This window comes from Thiothrix nivea DSM 5205 (assembly GCF_000260135.1).
Taxonomy (GTDB): domain Bacteria; phylum Pseudomonadota; class Gammaproteobacteria; order Thiotrichales; family Thiotrichaceae; genus Thiothrix; species Thiothrix nivea.
Genome location: NZ_JH651384.1, coordinates 3,614,620 through 3,633,678, shown reverse-complemented (window position 1 = coordinate 3,633,678; position 19,059 = coordinate 3,614,620). Strand labels below are relative to the sequence as shown.

The following is a 19,059-nucleotide window of genomic DNA, read 5'->3' as shown; positions in this document are numbered from 1 at the left end:
TGCCCCTCGTCTAAAACTGGTCTTCCGACATCGCCATAATGCTGGAACTACCGGCTTTCAACGCCGCCAGGCAAGCCCCTGTACGCGGTAAAACATGCTCACAGTAAAAGCGGGCGCTCAATAATTTGGCTTGCAGGAAATCCGTATCCCCTGCGCCCGTATCCAGCATCGCTTTGGCCTGTAGCGCGCCACTGACCAACAACCACCCACCGCACAAATAACCAAACAACATCAGGAAGTTGACACTGGCGCTACCAGCAAAATGTGCGTCATCCGCAGCATGGCTCAATACCCATTCGCGGGCTTCCACCCCCATGCCCAGGGCATTCTCGAAACCTTTGCAGACATGTTGGTCGGGGTAGGTTATTTCACGCAATTCATCCGCAACCTGATCCATTTCCTGAAGCAGGGCTAATAAAGCTGCCCCCTGATCGGCCAGGGTTTTACGCCCGATAAAGTCGAGCGCCTGAATTCCGGTTGTCCCCTCATAAATGGTCAGGATGCGTGCATCACGGTAATGCTGTGCCGCGCCGGTTTCTTCCACATACCCCATGCCGCCATGAACCTGAATCCCCAGGGAAGTCAACTCTTGAGACATTTCCGTCAGCCAGCCTTTGACAATCGGCGTCAACAGCTCCACCCGTGCCGCGTGCAGGGCTTTTTGCGTGGCATCCTGCGCATAACGCGCCCGGTCAATTTCAGCCGACGCAGTGAAAGCCAATGCCCGCATTGCTTCAATACAAGCTTTCATGGTCAACAACATGCGGCGCACATCCGGGTGCTGGATAATCGGAATGCGCGAACCGTCACGGCGCGTGCCTTGCAGGCGTTCCTTGGCATACTGGCGGGCTTGCTGATAAGCGCGCTCGGCAATGGCCAGCCCTTGTAACCCCACAGACTGGCGGGCATGGTTCATCATGGTGAACATATACGACAAACCCTTGTTGGCTTCGCCCACCAGATAACCGACGGCCTGATCAAATTCCATCACGCAGGTTGGGCTGCCGTGGATACCTAACTTGTGTTCCAGCGACAGGCACTGCACAGCGTTGCGCTCGCCCGGCTCGCCGTTTTCATCCAGCATGAACTTGGGCACGATAAACAGGGAAATGCCTTTGACGCCCGCTGGCGCATCCGGCAAGCGCGCCAGCACCAGATGCACAATATTAGGTGTCATTTGATGATCACCCCAGGTAATAAAGATTTTCTGCCCGGAAATGCGGTAGTGGTCGCCTTCGGCAATGGCCCTGGTTTTAACAGCGGCCAAATCCGAGCCTGCATCTGGCTCAGTCAGGTTCATGGTACCTGTCCACTCACCTGTTGCCATTTTCGGCAAATAAGCCTGTTGCAACGCAGCACTGGCATGATGCGCGATACTTTCCATCGCCCCCTGGCTTAACAGTGGGCAAAGGCCGTAAGCCAGATTGGCGGACTGCCAGATTTCATTCACGGCAGTACCCAGGACGTTTGGCAGGTTTTGCCCGCCGAACTCTTCACGCACGGTCAGCGATAACCAGCCTGCTTCGGCAAATTGTGAATAAGCCTCCTTAAAACCCGGTGACTGCTCTACACCCGACCCACCCAATTTCGCAGGGTTTGCATCCCCTACCCGGTTGAGTGGCGCGAGGACTTCAGTACCCATTTTGCCTGCCTCATCCAGTATCGCCACCGCGAGGTCTGTATTGACTTCATCCAGCCCCGCATCGGTACACAGCGCGTCGAAACCGACAATATGACGCAAAACGAATTCAGCATCTTGATAAGGGTGTACGTAACTCATGCGTAATGCTCCTGCTTAAACTTTCTCAATCAGTTCCGGGATGACGGTGAACAAATCCCCCACCAGGCCATAATCGGCCACCTGAAAGATCGGGGCTTCGGGGTCTTTATTGATGGCTACAATCACCTTGGAATCTTTCATGCCCGCCAAATGCTGGATCGCGCCGGAAATGCCTACCGCAATATACAAGCCAGGCGCAACGACTTTGCCAGTTTGCCCGACTTGCATGTCGTTCGGCACGTAACCCGCATCGACTGCTGCCCTCGATGCCCCCACCGCAGCCCCCAGTTTGTCGGCAAGCTGGTAAATCAGGCTAAAGTTTTCACCAGACCCCAAACCGCGCCCGCCAGACACAACAACTTTGGCCACCGTCAGCTCAGGGCGGTCGGATTTGACAATTTCCGCCCCAATGAAAGTGGTCTTGTCAGCGGCAAACACCTCACCCACCTTCTCGATCGCAGCACTACCACCACTGGCAGCCACCGCATCGAACGCCGTACCCCGCACGGTCAGCAGTTTGATGCGGTCATGGCTTTGCACTGTCGCAATCGCATTGCCCGCGTAAATCGGGCGTTTGAAGGTATCAGGGCTAACCACCCCAATCACATCACCGACCATGTTCATATCCAGCAAGGCTGCCGCGCGGGGCATGAAATCTTTGCCCGAGGTCGTTGCCGGGGTAAGGACATGGCTGTAACCCGGCGCGAGTTTTGCCACCAACTGACTGACATTCTCGGCCAGCTGCTGGGCGTAAGCGGCATTATCCGCCACCAGGACGGTACGCACGCCAGCCACCGCCACCACTGCTTGCGCCACGGCCTGGCAATCACTACCTGCCACCAGGACATCAATCTCACCACCGATTTGCTGCGCTGCGCCCAAAGCATTCAGGGTCGCTGGCTTGAGGCTGGCATTATCGTGTTCGGCAATCATCAAAATAGTCATATGAAATCCTCCCCTTACAGCACTTTCGCCTGATTTTTCAGGCAATCCAGCAGCGCGTCCACGCTATCGACCTTGACCCCCGCACTGCGCTCAGCCGGTGGCTCGACAGCCAACAAGGTCACGGTATTCGTCATACTGACGCCTAAAGCCACCGCTGAAGTTGCCACCAATGGTTTCTTCTTGGCTTTCATGATGTCAGGGAGCTTGATGTAACGTGGCTCGTTCAAACGCAGGTCAGTGGTGACAATCGCAGGTAAGGTCACGCCCAAGGTTTGCAAGCCACCGTCAATTTCGCGGGTGACTTGCGCTTTGCCATCTGCAACCACAACCCTGGAAGCAAAGGTGGCTTGCGGGTAGCCAGACAATGCGGAAAGCATTTGCCCGGTCTGGTTGTTGTCGGAATCAATGGCTTGCTTGCCGAGCAAAACCAAACCCGGTTGTTCGTCTTGTACAACCTTGTGCAGTAACTTGGCAATGCTCAGGGGGTTCAACCCGGTATCATCGGTTTCGATCCACACCCCACGGTCTGCGCCCATCGCCAGCGCGGCGCGGATCTGCTCTTGCGCCTGTTTCGGGCCAATGGAAACCACCACGACTTCACTTGCTACACCAGACTCTTTCAAGCGCACCGCAGCTTCCACGGCAATTTCGCAAAACGGGTTGGTCGACATTTTCACATTGCTCAGGTCAACGTTACTGTTGTCTGGTTTGACGCGGACTTTCACGCTGTAATCAATCACCCGTTTGACGGCTACGACTATTTTCATCACACAATCCTTCTTGTTGGTTCGGCATCACTCAGCAGACGCAAAAACAGGGGGGTGTACCACCACCCCCAAGCAGAACGGGCAATTCAGATGAGGAGTCAGTGCCCGGTTATAAACCACGTTTAATCGGCTGCCTGCGCCCACTCCCGCAGGATAAATTTCTGGACTTTCCCTGTTGAGGTACGGGGTAAATCAACAAAGACCACCTTTTTGGGAACTTTGAAACGCGCCATGTTTTCACGGCAATACGCGATCACATCCTCTTCACTCAAGTTTGCGCCATCCTTTAACTTGATGAATGCACAGGGTACTTCGCCCCATTTCTCGTCCTGGCGGGCGACGACGGCAACATCCTGAACCGCAGGATGACGGTAAAGGGTATCTTCCAGTTCAATACTGGAAATATTTTCACCGCCGGAAATGATAATGTCCTTGGAACGGTCTTTGATTTCGACATAACCATCGGGATGCCAAACCGCCAAATCCCCAGAGTGAAACCAGCCACCGGCAAACGCGGCAGCCGTGGTTGCGGGATTTTTCAGGTAGCCTTTCATGACAATATTGCCGCGCATGAAAATTTCGCCGATGGTTTCACCGTCACGCTCAACGGGTTCCAGCGTGGCTGGGTCAGCAACCATCAAACCTTCCTGCAACTGGACGCGCACGCCTTGCCGCGCCTTGAGGCGGGCGCGTTCGGCAATGGGCAAGCCATCCCAGTCGTGTTGCCACTCACTCACGACGCAGGGGCCATAGGTTTCCGTCAAACCGTAGACCTGGGTGACATCAAAACCCATTTCCTCCATGCCCTGAATGACGGCGGCGGGTGGTGGCGCACCAGCGGTCATGACTTTAACCTGATGGCTGATACCGGCTTTCTGTTCCGCTGGCGCTCCCATCATCATGCTCAGCACAATGGGGGCACCGCACATGTGGTCAACTTTTTCAGCCTTGATCGCTGCGAGGATTTGATCAGCACGCACATGCCGCAAGCACACATTCGTCCCGGCTACAGCTGCGACCGTCCAGGGGAAACACCAGCCATTGCAATGGAACATCGGCAACGTCCACAGGTAGACAGCACCGTTCGGCATCCCCCATGACAGCACGTTGCTGACCGCATTCAGGTGTGCACCACGATGGTGGTATACCACCCCCTTGGGGTCGCCCGTTGTACCAGAGGTGTAGTTCAAACTGATGGCATTCCATTCATCATCAGGACGACGCCATGCAAACCCCGGGATACCCGCCGCAATGAACTGTTCGTAGGTCACATCCCCCAGCAACGCGCCCCCCACAAACGTGGGATCATCAATATCAATCACGAATGGCAGCGGATACTCATCATCTTCCAGCAGGGACAGTGCATGGTTGACGACAGCGGCCATTTCGCGCTCGGTTATCAGGACTTTGGCCTCCGCATGTTTGAGGATAAAAGCCACCGATGCTGCATCCAGACGGGTGTTGATGGAATTCAGCACCGCACCGACCATGGGAACGCCGAAATGTGCCTCAAAATGTTCCGGCAGATTGGGGCAAATAATGGAAACCGTATCACCGACCCCGATACCACGCTGGCTCAAGGCGCTCGCCAACTGGCAGCAGCGGCGATATGTTTCAGCCCAGGTACGGCGTACCTCACCGTGCACCACCGCAATCCGCTCAGGAAAGACACTGGCGGCGCGTTCCAAAAACGTCAGCGGGCTAAGCGCTTCGTAATTTGCCGCGACCTGTTCCAAATGCTGGCTGTAGATATTAATTTCGGACATGTCCATCTCCTCCTGCATCCTAGAAATTATTTTTCACGAACTTGTTAAACTCACCGGCAATACCGTTTCTGAACAAAAGCACGCACACGACAAAAATGGCTCCCATAATGATGTGGACATAGTTGCCAAACTCACCGCCCGCAAAGAAGTTCTGGATACCAACCACAACACCTGCCCCCAGGATTGGGCCAAACACTGTCCCCATTCCCCCCAGCAGCGTCATTAACACGACCTCACCCGACATATGCCAATGCGCATCTGTCAGCGACTCCAGCTGAAACACCAGTGCTTTGGTAGAACCCGCCAAACCGGACAAGGCAGCTGAAATAACAAATGCCAGCAGCTTGTATTGTTTGACGTTGTAACCCAAGGAAATGGCACGTGGCTCATTTTCCCGGATCGCTTTTAAAACCTGCCCAAAGGGGGAGTGGATCGTGCGGTGGATTAACCAGAACCCAAACAGGAATACTGCCAGCACAAAGTAATACATCACCCTGTTGTTATTCATGTCGATAACGCCGAACAGCTTGCCACGCGGAATGCCTTGCAAACCATTCTCGCCACCCGTAAACGGCGCCTGGATATACAAGAAAAAAACCAGTTGCGCCAGCGCCAGCGTTACCATCGCAAAATAAATACCCTCCCGTTTAACTGCCAGTTTGCCGAAGATAAAACCCAGCAATGTTGCGGCAGCAGTACCCAGCAAAATGCCCATTTCGGTACTCAAACCAAATTGCGACATAAAATATCCGGTCACATAACCACCGGTTGCCAGAAAAGCAGCATGGCCAAACGACAACATACCAACGAAACCCAGTAACAGGTTAAAGGCACTGGCAAACAGGGCAAAACACAAGACCTTCATTAAAAAAACCGGATACATGACCCACGGCATCAGTAGAGCAACACCCAGCAATAACCAAATGAATACACGGCTATGCAGGAAATTCATCATCATGGATTCAAGCCTCCTTCCCGAACAAACCTGCCGGTTTGAGCAATAACACCAGCACCATCACCACAAAAATAACGGTATTGGATGCCTCAGGGTAAAAATACTTAGTCAAGCCCTCAATAACGCCCATGCCGATACCGGTGAGAATCGCGCCACCAATAGACCCCATCCCACCAATAACCACAATGGCAAATACAACAATAAGCAGATTGGAACCCATATCAGGACTCACAGAATAAATAGGCGCAGCCAAAACACCCGCCAAACCCGCCAGTGCGCCACCGAAACCAAACGTTAATGTCACCATTAATGGCACATTCACGCCAAAACCTTGCAGTAAACGTGAATTCTCTGTACCGGCCCGTAAATAAGCACCCAACTTGGTTTTTTCAATCGTCCACCACGCCCCCCAGCACACCAACAAGGAAACCAGAATGATCCAGCCACGATAAACAGGCAAATACATAAAACCCATATTGACCCCACCAGCCAGCGTTTCTGGAATGGAATATGGCAAACCGGAAGAACCGAATAGGTGGGTTAACAGACCTTGCAATACCAATGCCACGCCGAATGTCAGCAGCAAACCATACAAATGGTCTTCATGCGCAATCGGACGAATCAAAACACGTTCAATCACGATACTCAAAAGGCCAACCGCTACAGGCACTAAAATCAGCGCAGCCCAGTAATTGATACCTAAATAGTGTAGACCCAGCCACGCAAGAAATGCACCAATCATATACAGAGCACCCTGGGCGAAATTTATAATGCGCAATAGGCCAAAAATAATCGCCAGACCCAAACTCAACAATGCATAAAACGAACCATTGATCAAACCAACCAACAATTGGCCGAACAAAGCAGCGGGGTTGATGCCGAGGAATGTCTCCATAAAACCACCTTTGAATGATAAATGGAAAGGTGCTGACAGAATCATCAACACCCTTGTCACGCTTTACTTCTTAGCGCCAAAATCACACTCGGGAGACATCGGCAAGAATACATCATTACCTGCCAGTGTTTGTTTCACCTCGAAAATATCATCTTCATTGGCACGTTCATCCGCTTTTTTCACACGGGCAAAATACATGTCATGCACCATGCGCCCATCAGCACGCAACTCGGCATTACGTGCAAAGAAATCATCAGGCTTGGTGGATTTCATTTTTGCCATCACAGCTTCACCTTCATCCGTACCGGCTGCCTGCACAGCATTCAGGTAATGCATGACCGATGAGTAAGCCCCTGCCTGACCCATTCCGGGTGTTTTGCCAAATTTTTCCTTGTAACGCTTTGACCATTCCTTGGTTTTATCATCCATTTCGCCATAAAACCCGGTAGTCAGATTCATATCCCCAATCACCGCTGGATCAATCGCCTGAACATCGGAAGCAAACACCAGCAAACCCACCATTGTGGCGCTCTTATCCAGGCCAAACTCATGCGCAGCCTTTAACGAGTTCACAAAATCCTTGCCTGCGTTGGCGAATGCCACTGCATCAGCCCCTGCTGACTGGGCTTGCAAAATATAAGAGGAAAAGTCTGTCGTACCCAACGGAACTTTGACACCACCCACAACTTCCCCACCATTTTTCTCAATGACACCTGTCGATGCCTTTTCCAGGGCATTACCAAATTCATAATCAGCGGTAATAAAGAACCATTTTTTCTTGCCTTCTGCCACCAGAGGTTTCACCGTACCATTGGCCAACGCGACGACGTCGTAAGTCCAGTGCGCATTAAACGGGGAACACGCCTTGGTATAAAATGCCGGGCTACCTGCCGTGGAAATCAGCATAGGTTTTTTCGCGTCTTTTAACACTTGGCCTACCGCCAAACCGACGGCCGAAGATACAATCCCGCCGACTGCATCCACTTTTTCCTTGTCGACCCATTCACGTGCCGTAGCAGAACCAATATCCGGCTTGTTCTGGTCATCCGCTGAAATAACCTCAATAGGTTTATCCAATACTTTACCACCGAAATCGGCAACAGCCATTTCAATGGCAGCCACACAACCTTTTCCACAGGCATCCGCGTAAGTCCCCCCCATATCAGCCATCACGCCGATTTTAACCTTGTCATCGGAAATACCCTCTGCATATGCGCTATTTATCCCCAATGCCATTGCAATAGCTGTTGCCAACATTACATTCTTCATGCTCATCCTCTTCTCTCCTGATAAAATAGTTAAGGTTTTATACGCCCAGATAGGTATTCAGCAGGCCACGTTTATCCTCCAGCTCAAACTGCTGCACCTCTTCCACAATATGGCCGTGTTCCATAACGTAATGCCGGTCAGCCAATGGGGCCGCAAAATGAAAATTCTGCTCCACCAGCAAAATCGTCAAATTGCGTTGTTTCAGTTTACCCAGCACTTCACCCAGTTTCTGCACAATCACAGGGGCAAGCCCCTCGGTAATTTCATCCAGCAGCAGGATATTGGCACCTGTACGTAAAATTCGCGCCAAGGCCAACATTTGCTGTTCCCCGCCTGACAAGCGCGTACCCTGACTAAAACGGCGCTCGTATAAATTGGGGAACATGGCGTAAATTTCTTCCACACTCATGCCATCGCTGCGCACCGAAGGCGGCAACATCAGGTTTTCTTCTACATTAAGGCTGGAAAATATGCCGCGCTCTTCAGGACAAAAACCAATACCCAAATGTGCGATACGGTGCGCTGCCATATGCATGGTTTCCGTACCATTAACCATAATGCTGCCAGAACGCCGCCCAACCATGTTCATGATGGACTTGAGGGTCGTGGAGCGCCCTGAGCCATTACGCCCCAGCAACGTCACCAACTCCCCTTTGTTTACGTGCAGGTCAATACCGTGCAGGATGTGCGACTCGCCATAGAATGCGTGCAAGTCCTGGATACGCAGTTTCTCATCGCCCTTGCCGTCCAGACTCATACAGCTACCTCCTCTGCGGCCACGCCCAGATAGGCCTCTTTCACACGCCGGTCAGCGGATACCGTGGCGTAATTGCCTTCGGTCAGAACGGCTCCCCGCTGCAACACTGTGATGCGGTCAGCCAACCTGGAAACCACATGCAGATTATGCTCGACCATCAAGATGGTACGCCCCACGGAAACTTTTTTGATCAGGTTGGCCACCACATCCACATCTTCATGCCCCATACCCTGGGTAGGCTCATCCAGCAGCAGCAATTCCGGTTCCAGAGCCAAAGTCGTAGCAATTTCCAGCGCCCGTTTGCGCCCGTAAGGCAAATCCAGCGTAATGGATTTGGCAAAATCCACTAAACCCACCGCATCCAGCAATTCCTCGGCACGCCCGTTGAGTTTGTCCAGCACCTTTTCAGACCGCCAGAAATGGAAGCTATTACCTTCCTTGCGCTGCAAGGCAATACGTACATTTTCCAAAACACTTAAGCGTGGAAATACCGCAGAAATCTGAAAAGAGCGCACCATTCCCATCCGGGAAATAGCCGATGCTTCCACCGGGGTAATATCGTTGCCGTTAAACAGGATTTGCCCGGAAGTCGGAGTCAAATATTTGGTCAGCAGATTGAATACAGTGGTTTTACCCGCCCCGTTGGGGCCAATCAGGGCGTGAATATGCCCACGCTGAATATTCAGGCTGACATTATCCACCGCCGTAAAACCCTTGAACTCTTTGGTTAAATGTCGGGTTTCCAGTATATGGTCACTGGCATTATTGCTCATCGATTGACTCCTCCCAGATCAATGATCCAAAAGGCTAACAAGGTATTTTTGCGGCACTGTTGCTGAAATGTAACGAATTATTGCAAATGCACTTTTTTGAGGTGTCTGATGTTACACTTTGATGCATACCGATGTTGAACCACCCACAGGAAGCGTGCGTGAACTATTTTCAACCCCTGAAATCACGCCTGTCCCGGCGCTTTTTCATCGCCATCCTAGGGTTGACATTGATTACTTTTTTCATCACTTATGTCTATTCCGTTCCACTTATTAAGCAAAAAGTATTTGAAATAGAGAGAAATTCCAGCCGTCTTGCCCTCAATAATGTGTTTGAAATTGCCAACCGCATGTATACCAGCGTTGAGGAGTAAGCGTTCACGCCCTCTGATAGGCATTGCAGCGATTTTATAGTAAATTCACCCCATCCCAATAACGAGCCATTATCCCCTTGCCAGCCCTAGCCCACCCACTGCCGACCACCCTTGATGAAGCACATCAGCTGATCGTGCGCCAACAGGAACGGATAGCCGGGTTGGAGAAGCAAGCGGCACGGGTAGTGGTGTTGGAACAGCAAGTCGAAACGCTGCAAAAACAGCTCGAAGAACTGGTGGCCAAACTGGGCAGCAGTTCCCGCAACAGCTCCAAACCGCCGTCCTCAGACAGCCCGGAACAACGGGCAGCCCGTCCAAAACGCAAGGGGAGTGGCCGCCCGCATGGCGGGCAACCCGGCCATCCACGCCACGAACGGGCGTTATATCCCCCCGAACAAGTGACCCGCACTGAACAGTATTTCCCGGAAAGCACCTGCGCCTGTGGTGGGGCAGTGGCGGTTGACTGGGAAAACCCTTACCGCCATCAGGTCACGGACATCGCCCCTCCGCCGCCACCCGAGGTGACGGAGCACCAGTTTTACCACGGTGTCTGCCAATCCTGCGGCAACCAACACCACAGCCAGTGGCCGGACTGGGTCCCCAGCGGGCAAATGGGTGCGGGTGTGATTGCCTGGATTGTGGTGCTGGCCGGACAGTTTCGCCTGTCGATGCGCCAAACCCAGCTCCTGTTGTGGGAAGTCTGGCAGGTGCGCTTCAGCACCGGGGCGATCAGCAAAGCGCAAGGCAAATCCATCCCGTGGATGGGGCCGCTGTACCGTCAGGTCGGTGAGCATGTGCGTGGGCAGGCGGTCTGCCATGCCGATGAAACCCGCCATTACCGTGGCACGAACACCTACTGGTTATGGGCATTGGCGGACAACACCGTCACGTACTTCATGACCCATTACTCACGCGGCAAGGCTGCCGCCGATGCCTTGTTGGGCAGTTTTACCGGTTATCTGGTGACAGACCACTTCAGCGGTTACGGCAATGTCCCGCCCGAACGGCGGCAACTGTGCTGGGCACACCTGATCCGGCACTTCCGCAAGATGGCCGGGCGTTGTGGCGGAGGGGGAATGGTTGGCAAACGCCTGCTGCTGATTGCCTGCGCCACCGTCCGCACCCATCACCGCTGGCAACAGCACCCCGAAGGGGCGGCACGCTACCGGCGGCGGATACTGCGCCTGCGCCGCAGCTTCCAGGCCACCCTCAGCCTGGGCGAAGCATTGGATAACTGCAAACGCACCCGCAACCAATGCAAACATCTCCGTAAAGATGAGGCCATGTGCTGGACTTTCCTCAAGGATACACGCATTCCCCTCACCAATAACCGCGCTGAACGGGTGATCCGCCCCTACGTGCAATGGCGTAAGACCAGTTTTGCCAGCCAGTCGGCACAAGGGGACAGGTTCCGGCCAACCGTGCTGACCGTGTTGGGGACTGCCCGGCAATTGGGGATGGATATGGCAACCCTGATGCGCTATGTGTGCTCCCAAGGCTTGGCTCATAAGCCGGTCGCCGTGCGCTTCCCCTTGGGGCAGGTCTGTACCCGCAAACCGCTACAAATGGCGTGAACGCTTACCGTTGAGGATTACCAAGCACAAGCCCTGGAGACCCACCACCAACAGCTCAAAGTGGCCGTTTCCATTACAGAGTCGTACCTGAATACACGCTTCCGTGAAGCGCAACAACAGGGCATTCCCCTGTCACAAGTTCGCCAGCAAGCCTTTGATGTGATCCGCGACTTTACTTATGGCAATAAAGATTACATCTGGATTGCTGATGACAAAGGTGTCCTGTTATCACACCCAGACCCACGCTTTCATGGTAAAGACCCAGCCGGGATACGTGACAAAGCCGGAAACCCCATCCTGCCCAATATTGTCAAACAGGCCATTGCCGAGGGTGAGGGTTTTTATCAATACAAATGGAATCGCCTGGAGCAGGCGGAACCATTAGACAAGGTGTCTTATGTCAAGAATTATCCACAATGGGGCTTTGTCATTGGCGCAGGCGTTTATCTGGATGACCTAAGCAAAGAAGTCAAACTCCGCCGGGAAAATGCGTTGCGCGAATTACGCGAAGCACTTGCTGAAATTAAAGTTGCCAAAACAGGCTATTTGTTTGTCTTTGATTCACACAGCCGCATTTTAGTACACCCTAACCCCAATATTGATGGCTTGCGTATTCCTGACCTCAAGAACCCTTTAAGTCAAAACCCTATCACCGATGATTTGAAAGCCGTGGCTGACACGGGCAAGGAGCTTCATTACAAGTGGGACAAACCAACAGACCCCGGCAACTATGTTTACGAAAAATTATCCCTTGTGCGCTACCTGCCAGGTTTTGATTGGTACATTGTAAGCGCTTCTAAATCCCCCTCCTTTCAGCGCCCCACGTAATCCCGGACACTCAGCCCATCAGCAACAGATTGCATGGGAGAACACGATGAATCCAGGTCAAGATGGGCGTCTGGCGTACTGGCAAGCCCAGCTCCAACACTTCCAGTCCTCCGGCCTTTCCGGAGTCCAGTATTGTGAACAGGAACAGTTGAGTTACCACGGCTTTGTCTACTGGCGGCGCAAATTATGCGGTACGGCGGGCAAGCCGCCCGGGGATGGCAAACGCCCGGTATTGCCAGAGCCTTCCGGTTTCGTGACTGTCCGCCCGGCGCAGCCGGGGACAGACGCCCGGACGGGCGATGGCCTGGAGCTGTCCCTGCCGAATGGCCTGGTGATCAGGAATATCCACCCCGGCAATGTGGCCTTGCTGCGCCGGTTGCTGGGGCAGTTGTAATGGCCCGTTATTTCCGCCCCGCCGGGGAGATGCCGGACATTTACCTTTACCGCCCGCCCATTGATTTCCGCAAGGCCGCCCAGGGGCTGGCGGCGATCGTGGCGCAGGAATTGGGCCACGACCCGTTTGCCGGGGCGCTGTACGCCTTCACCAACCGCCAGCGCACGAAAATCAAATGCCTGTATTGGGAAGACAATGGCTTTGTGCTGTATTACAAAGCCCTGGCGGAAGAGAAGTTCCATTGGCCGCAAACGGGGGATGGCGGGGTGATGGCGCTGACGGCCCAGCAGATCAACTGGCTGCTGGACGGTTATGACATCAGCCTGCTCAAAGGGCATAAAAAGTTGTGCTACGGGGCGCTGTTTTAGCGACTTATCCTGATGATTTTGTTATCATTTAACCCATGGATTTAGCACCGCCGCCAGCCCCCAAAACCACATCCCATAGCGACCTGGACGCTGCCCGCCTGCGCCAGTTGCTGGCGCAGCAAGAGGCGGAATTTGCCGCCGTCCTGAAACAGCGTGACCACCATATCCAGCTCCTGGAAGAAATGCTGCGCCTGGCCAAAATACAGCGGTTTAGCGCCCAGTCTGAAAAGCTCCCCTTCCAGATTGACCTGTTTGATGAAGCCGAGTTGGCAACCGCGCTGGAGGACATCGCCGGACGACTGCCGGAGGCGGAACCCGCCAGGCCCCGCCCCAGCCAACGCCAGCGCGGCTTCCCGCCCGGGCTGAAGCGCCAACGGGTGGAGCTGTTGTTGGGTGATGCGGAAAAAGCCGGGGCGACCCGCACGTTTTTCACCAAGGTCAAGGAAGAGCTGGACTACATCCCGGCGCAACTGGTGGTGCTGGAATACTGGCAGGAAAAAGCCGTGTTTGCCGCCGGGGCCAGCCAGGATCCCGCCCCGGCAACGGCAGATGGCGGGCCAACGCTGGTCGCCGCCGCCCGTCCGCCCCATCCGTTGGGCAAATGCCATGCCAGCCTCAACCTGCTGACGCAGGTCATCATCGCCAAATACGCCGATGGCCTGCCCCTGTACCGCCTGGAGGGCATTTTCAAACGCCACGGCGCGGAACTCAGCCGCAGCAGCATGGCCCACTGGATCATCCGTCTGGAGGACAGCTTCAAACCCCTGCTCAACCTGCTGCGCGAAACCCAGAACAGCGGCGCTTACCTGCAAGGCGATGAAACCCGCATCCAGGTGCTGAAGGAGGACGGCAAAACCGCCCAGGCCGACAAATGGATGTGGGTGGTGCGGGGCGGCCCGCCGAACCAGGTGGCGGTCTTGTTTGAATACGACCCCAGCCGGGCGGGGAGCGTCCCCGAACGCCTACTGATGGACTTCCACGGCATTTTCCAGGCCGACGGCTATTCCGGTTACGCCGCCGTGTGCCGCAACAACGCCATCACCCGCATTGGCTGCTGGGACCATGCCCGCCGCAAGTTCGTGGAGGCCGTCAAGGCGGCGGGCGGCAAACAGGCCCGTGGCAAACCCACCCTGGCGGATATTGCCCTGGGCATGATCCGCAGGCTCTACCGCATCGAGGACAACATCAAGGGCCTGGACACGGCGGAGAAATACCGCCTGCGCCAGCAGTTGAGCGTGCCCCTGCTCAACGAACTGAAAACCTGGCTGGAAACGCAGGTCGGCAAGGTGATGAAAGGCGGCCTCACCCGCAAGGCGATGGAATACTGCCTCAACCAGTGGGAATACCTGAGTGGCTACTGCCAACGCGGCGACCTGCATATCAGCAATGTGCTGGCGGAGAACGCCATCCGCCCCTTTGCCGTGGGCCGCAAAGCCTGGCTGTTTGCCGACACCCCGCATGGCGCGCGCGCCAGCGCCGCCTGTTATTCCCTGATTGAAACCGCCAAGGCCAACGGCCTCGAACCGTATGCCTATATCCGCTATCTGCTGGAGCATATCGCCCAGGCCGACACCCTGGAAAAATGGGAGGCCCTCCTGCCATGGAATGTGCCGCTGGAGAAATGTGCGAAAAAAGTCCCTTTTTTGACAAGGGCAAGTAGGGCGATTTAACGGCGCTTACGGTACATTTGCTCATCTGTATATCTGGACGAATTACGCAGCAGTTCGGAAACACTCAGTGAACGCCTGCTGATTCTGGCAGTATTGAGCATTATGGGGGTAACGGTATTGGCCTATATCTTTGCCAGACGGGTTACCCATTCGCTCGAACAGTTAGCCAGTACAGCCCTCAAAGTTAGTCAAGGCGACCTGACGGCCAAAAGTGGTATTCATGACAATGATGAAATCGGGCTGCTCGCCAAAAGCTTTGACGGCATGGTGGAACGCCTGAAAAACAACATTGACACACTGGATACCCAAGTCAAACAGCGCACTGAAGAATTGCTGGAAACCAATGCCCGCGCCCAGCGCATGAATGCTGTCGGGCAGCTGGCCGGTGGGCTTGCCCATGATTTCAACAACCTGCTATCCGTCATTTTAGGCAACCTGCTGCTGGCACGCGACCGCTACCAGCAGACTGCCGGGCTGGATGACTTCCTCACCCCGGCGATACGAGCCTCCCGGCGTAGCGCCGATATTACCCAGCGTTTGCTCGCTTTTTCCCGCCGCCAGCCACTGCAACCCGTTGATGTCAATGTTGGACAGCTCATGAGCGAAACCATTGCGCTGTTACGCAGTTCCCTGCCTGCGCAGATTGCACTGGTTTACCAGAATGACAGCTCCCCCTTGCCAGCGCACGTTGACCCCTCGCACCTGGAAAGTGCCCTGGTCAATCTGGCACTCAACGCCCGTGATGCCATGCCTGGAGGAGGGGCATTGCACTTTCACACTTGCCAACAGCACATCACGGCAGCGGATGGCTATGATGAGCCAGTCACGCCCGGCCATTACGTGGAGATTGGCGTTTGCGACCGAGGCACTGGCTTCAGCGAAGAAGCCTTAAAACTGGCTTTTGAACCGTTTTTCAGCACCAAATCGGGAACAACCAACTCCGGCTTAGGCTTGAGTATGGTTTACGGTTTCGTCAAACAGTCCAATGGTTATATCCGGGTCAGTAACCAGCCGGACGGCGGGGCTTGCATTACCCTGCTATTACCAGCCAGCCATAATCCAAGCCCGCCCCAGCAACACCCCCTGAGGGACATTTCCCATGCCCAGGCCATACTGGGTGGCAAACTGTTCTTGCTGGTGGAAGACAATGCAGATGTACGCAAGGTCATCCGCACGCAACTCATGCAGCTCGGCCTGCGCGTCGCTGAAGCACCTGATGCGGATGAAGCGTTACAGCTGATCAATACCCTACCCAACCTGGATGGCATGGTAACGGACATCATGCTGTCAGGCAGCCTGGATGGCCGCCAATTGGCGGCTCGACTTCACGCAACAAAACCACAAAGCGTGATTTTACTGATAAGCGGCCATTACCGTGAAGCTGGCCTGGCAGAGCCTCACCTCATCCGCTTTCCGCTATTACACAAACCGTTTGATCTGCACAGCCTAGGTCAGGCGCTTTGGCAAGCAGCACAAAAGGAGGAGCAAAACCATGAAAACCAATAAACTGAGGCTCAATATGCGTTTCAGGGTCTTATCCCAACAGCAGCGAAAGCAAGGACTGTAAGGCAGCTTGCCCCCGTTTCCTGATGTTGTGAAGAGACTCGAAGAATGCAAGGTAACACGGTAGCTTTTCTTGTGAGATCCCCCGATGAGGTCGTAACCATGAGCGTAACAGTGACCAAAAACCTTCCATCGTATTGACGTGGACTTCATGGAAACCGTCACCATCTTCGTCACGGGCATATTCGCCTGCGCCATGGTTGACGGTTTTGTGGGCATAGCCCCATTCTTCCAATCGGCTGTAAATGTTGTACTCATCGGTGTAGACCAGCGTGCCTGCTGCCACCGTTTCCACAATCAACGGCTTGATCGTCGTCTGTTTCACATTCGCCAGCATACGGATCACGACCTCCCCGGAACGCTGGATCATGCCGAAAATGGGTGGTTTGTCCTTTTCCAGTGTCCCACGCCCCGGCGCACCTTTCAGGGCGCGGCGGCGACCTTCACGCCCAGCATCCGCGACGGCTTCGGGGTTTCCCTTGTGTCCAGCCTTGACATAAACCTCATCAAATTCAACATTCCCAAACAGGTTTACTGGCGTTTTTTTCTCGACACCACGCCGTAACTGTTCCGTCATCGCCTGAACATCATCCTTGTTCAACCCCAATTCGCGGGCGATTTGTTGGTTGGACAGGTTCAACGACATCAGGTACAGGCACAACACCCACACCTTCAGCGGCTGGTGGTGGCCTTCAAACACCGTTCCCGTCAGGTCATCAAAACGCTTTTGGCAATCCTTACACTGGTAACGCTGGCGTTCCTGCTGGGTGTCATCCTTGCCTCGACGGATAGTGTCCTGTGAACCGCAGTGCGGACAAATCACCCCATTAGGCCAACGCACGGAACGGACTTGCTCGAAACAGGCGGCATCACTGGTCAGGCTGGAAATACTGATGAGCGAGGTCATAAAGCCTCTCCTTGGCTATCGGAAATGACTAACTTTACCGCTATCCATCACGTTTGCAATGCCGGGGAAAACAAGACCCTGAAACGCATATTGAGCCTAAACTGATTTATGTTGTGGATGACGAAGCCGAGATTTGTAAACTGGTCAGTGGAGAATTACAGAAATTCAATTATACCGTCCGCACTTTCCAGACAGGCTCACAAGCACAATATATCCTGAGGCAACAAAAACCGGATCTCATGATTGTTGATTTGGGCTTGCCTGATATGGACGGCCTGAGCCTGATACGCCAACTAGGGGATAGTTGCAAGACAGGCGTTATCATTTTATCAGGCCGCAATAGTCTGCCTGACCGCGTACTGGGGTTGGAACTGGGGGCAGATGACTACATCAGCAAGCCATTTGACCCACGTGAATTACTCGCCCGCACCAACAGCATTCTACGGCGAATGGAAAAAATGGCCACGTACCAATTGAGTGACCGCCCACGCAAGCAGGCCCGATTCGGCGGATGGAATTTCAACCCAGCCACCCTAACCCTGTCAGGGCAAAACGGCAGCCAGGAAATTCTCAGTACTGCGGAGGCGGAACTGCTACTTAGCCTGCTGAAAGCCCCCAAACAAATCCTCTCACGCGAACAGTTACTGCCAATGCGCCACGATAACAACACCTTTGACCGGTGTATTGATGTACGGATGTCACGTATCCGTAAAAAGCTGGAAACCGACCCCAAGACACCCAACTTGATCAAAACCGTATACGGTGCTGGTTATATGTTGATGAGCGATGTGGATTGGCACTAAAGAAGCGGTATTTGTTCCTAAACAGGCCTGTAAAACTGCGGCCAAAGCGTTTTCACTATCACGCCCGACTCATGCAGTTCGTGGCAACTGTTGATATAAGGAGGAGGCTCTGTCAGGACACCTGCCGCATCGCCATAAAAACCTGGATTGCTGCTCATGATCGTCTGGAAAGCAGTGGTTGCAACCGGCCCCAGCAATTCCGTTAAGTGGGTGCAACCACGCACCCCACCCATCAGTTCCTTGATCAGGCGCATCCAGCCATTGCCAATCGTGACACCAACCAACCCCTGAAAAACGGCTGACGCGCGCGGGCAACCGGTGAATGGCGCCCAATCGGTTACTGCCTCAATGGCGTGAATCTTATAATCACCATCCAGCGTCAGGCGCACCCACATATCATGCAGTGCCTCATTGGCATCAATAAAACCACCCTCGCGCTCAATGCTGTTGAAGGCATAAGGTTTGGTATCGACCATATGGCCTTCAATATCCCAAAGCCCATCATCACGCTGATAACCGTGACAGGTTACAACGCGGGTGTGCATTAGCTTGCGGCGTACAGATTTGGATAATGGCATAAACGGCTACTCATCAGAAAATGCGCCAATGGTAGAGGAACAAAATTTCACGACTATTGCGTGAGTGTAACGAAATATTGCAGCACTACATCCGTC

18 protein-coding genes and 1 pseudogene are annotated in these 19,059 nt (G+C 53.9%); 8 read left to right on the top strand and 11 right to left on the bottom strand.

Going from position 1 to position 19,059, the window contains the following annotated elements; translation table 11 throughout:
• Nucleotides 1-10: 10 nt before the first annotated feature.
• The 9 genes from THINI_RS18185 to THINI_RS18145 all read right to left on the bottom strand — a co-directional run bounded on the left by THINI_RS18185 (nt 11) and on the right by THINI_RS18145 (nt 9,907).
• Nucleotides 11-1,780 carry an acyl-CoA dehydrogenase family protein gene (locus tag THINI_RS18185; protein WP_002709991.1) on the bottom strand — a complete coding sequence of 590 codons (1,770 nt, stop codon included), beginning with the start codon at nt 1,778-1,780 and terminating at the stop codon, nt 11-13.
• A 15-nt stretch (nt 1,781-1,795) separates the two neighbouring features.
• Nucleotides 1,796-2,725: an electron transfer flavoprotein subunit alpha/FixB family protein gene (locus THINI_RS18180; RefSeq protein WP_002709990.1), complete on the bottom strand. Its 930-nt coding sequence runs from the start codon at nt 2,723-2,725 to the stop codon at nt 1,796-1,798.
• A 14-nt stretch (nt 2,726-2,739) separates the two neighbouring features.
• On the bottom strand, nt 2,740-3,492 hold the full coding sequence (locus tag THINI_RS18175) for an electron transfer flavoprotein subunit beta/FixA family protein (protein WP_002709989.1): 753 nt from the start codon (nt 3,490-3,492) through the stop codon (nt 2,740-2,742).
• A gap of 122 nt (nt 3,493-3,614) precedes the next feature.
• A complete protein-coding gene (locus THINI_RS18170) occupies nt 3,615-5,258 on the bottom strand; it encodes an acyl-CoA synthetase (protein WP_002709988.1) in 1,644 nt (547 codons plus the stop codon).
• A gap of 19 nt (nt 5,259-5,277) precedes the next feature.
• Complete coding sequence (locus tag THINI_RS18165) at nt 5,278-6,216, bottom strand: branched-chain amino acid ABC transporter permease (RefSeq protein ID WP_002709987.1); 939 nt, start codon at nt 6,214-6,216, stop codon at nt 5,278-5,280.
• Between the two features lie 4 nt (nt 6,217-6,220).
• Nucleotides 6,221-7,108 (bottom strand): branched-chain amino acid ABC transporter permease, encoded by an 888-nt coding sequence (locus THINI_RS18160; protein ID WP_002709986.1) that lies wholly within the window; start codon nt 7,106-7,108, stop codon nt 6,221-6,223.
• A 63-nt stretch (nt 7,109-7,171) separates the two neighbouring features.
• Complete coding sequence (locus tag THINI_RS18155; protein ID WP_002709985.1) at nt 7,172-8,383, bottom strand: ABC transporter substrate-binding protein; 1,212 nt, start codon at nt 8,381-8,383, stop codon at nt 7,172-7,174.
• A gap of 31 nt (nt 8,384-8,414) precedes the next feature.
• The gene (locus THINI_RS18150) at nt 8,415-9,134 is read right to left on the bottom strand and encodes an ABC transporter ATP-binding protein (protein WP_002709984.1); all 720 of its coding nucleotides are present in this window, start codon (nt 9,132-9,134) and stop codon (nt 8,415-8,417) included.
• Nucleotides 9,131-9,907: an ABC transporter ATP-binding protein gene (locus tag THINI_RS18145; protein WP_002709983.1), complete on the bottom strand. Its 777-nt coding sequence runs from the start codon at nt 9,905-9,907 to the stop codon at nt 9,131-9,133. The genes THINI_RS18150 and THINI_RS18145 overlap by 4 nt, the downstream gene beginning before the upstream one ends.
• A gap of 158 nt (nt 9,908-10,065) precedes the next feature.
• On the opposite strand from THINI_RS18145, the gene THINI_RS18140 reads away from it, so the two are divergent.
• From THINI_RS18140 to THINI_RS18110, 7 genes and pseudogenes are all read left to right on the top strand, one after another.
• Entirely contained in the window at nt 10,066-10,278 is a 213-nt protein-coding gene (locus THINI_RS18140; RefSeq protein WP_154724454.1) for a hypothetical protein, read from the top strand.
• Nucleotides 10,279-10,355: 77 nt separating this feature from the next.
• Entirely contained in the window at nt 10,356-11,852 is a 1,497-nt protein-coding gene (gene tnpC / locus THINI_RS18135) for an IS66 family transposase (protein ID WP_002707503.1), read from the top strand.
• A 27-nt stretch (nt 11,853-11,879) separates the two neighbouring features.
• Nucleotides 11,880-12,680, top strand: a pseudogene (locus tag THINI_RS18130) (cache domain-containing protein); the annotation flags it as partial.
• Nucleotides 12,681-12,726: 46 nt separating this feature from the next.
• Nucleotides 12,727-13,074: an IS66 family insertion sequence element accessory protein TnpA gene (gene tnpA, locus THINI_RS18125; protein ID WP_002709981.1), complete on the top strand. Its 348-nt coding sequence runs from the start codon at nt 12,727-12,729 to the stop codon at nt 13,072-13,074.
• Nucleotides 13,074-13,442: an IS66 family insertion sequence element accessory protein TnpB gene (gene tnpB, locus THINI_RS18120; protein ID WP_002706841.1), complete on the top strand. Its 369-nt coding sequence runs from the start codon at nt 13,074-13,076 to the stop codon at nt 13,440-13,442. Before tnpA ends, tnpB begins: the two co-directional genes overlap by 1 nt.
• A 35-nt stretch (nt 13,443-13,477) precedes the next feature.
• Nucleotides 13,478-15,112 carry an IS66 family transposase gene (gene tnpC / locus THINI_RS18115; protein ID WP_002709980.1) on the top strand — a complete coding sequence of 545 codons (1,635 nt, stop codon included), beginning with the start codon at nt 13,478-13,480 and terminating at the stop codon, nt 15,110-15,112.
• Nucleotides 15,113-15,214: 102 nt separating this feature from the next.
• On the top strand, nt 15,215-16,618 hold the full coding sequence (locus tag THINI_RS18110) for an ATP-binding protein (protein ID WP_050988085.1): 1,404 nt from the start codon (nt 15,215-15,217) through the stop codon (nt 16,616-16,618).
• A 28-nt stretch (nt 16,619-16,646) separates the two neighbouring features.
• On the opposite strand, the gene THINI_RS18105 is transcribed toward THINI_RS18110, so the two are convergent.
• Nucleotides 16,647-17,582, bottom strand: a complete 936-nt coding sequence (locus THINI_RS18105; protein WP_002707056.1) for an IS1595 family transposase — start codon at nt 17,580-17,582, stop codon at nt 16,647-16,649.
• Between the two features lie 113 nt (nt 17,583-17,695).
• On the opposite strand from THINI_RS18105, the gene THINI_RS18100 reads away from it, so the two are divergent.
• Nucleotides 17,696-18,385 (top strand): response regulator transcription factor, encoded by a 690-nt coding sequence (locus tag THINI_RS18100; RefSeq protein WP_245536642.1) that lies wholly within the window; start codon nt 17,696-17,698, stop codon nt 18,383-18,385.
• Nucleotides 18,386-18,402: 17 nt separating this feature from the next.
• On the opposite strand, the gene THINI_RS18095 is transcribed toward THINI_RS18100, so the two are convergent.
• A complete protein-coding gene (locus THINI_RS18095) occupies nt 18,403-18,963 on the bottom strand; it encodes a DUF2889 domain-containing protein (protein WP_002709978.1) in 561 nt (186 codons plus the stop codon).
• Between the last annotated feature and the right edge of the window lie 96 nt (nt 18,964-19,059).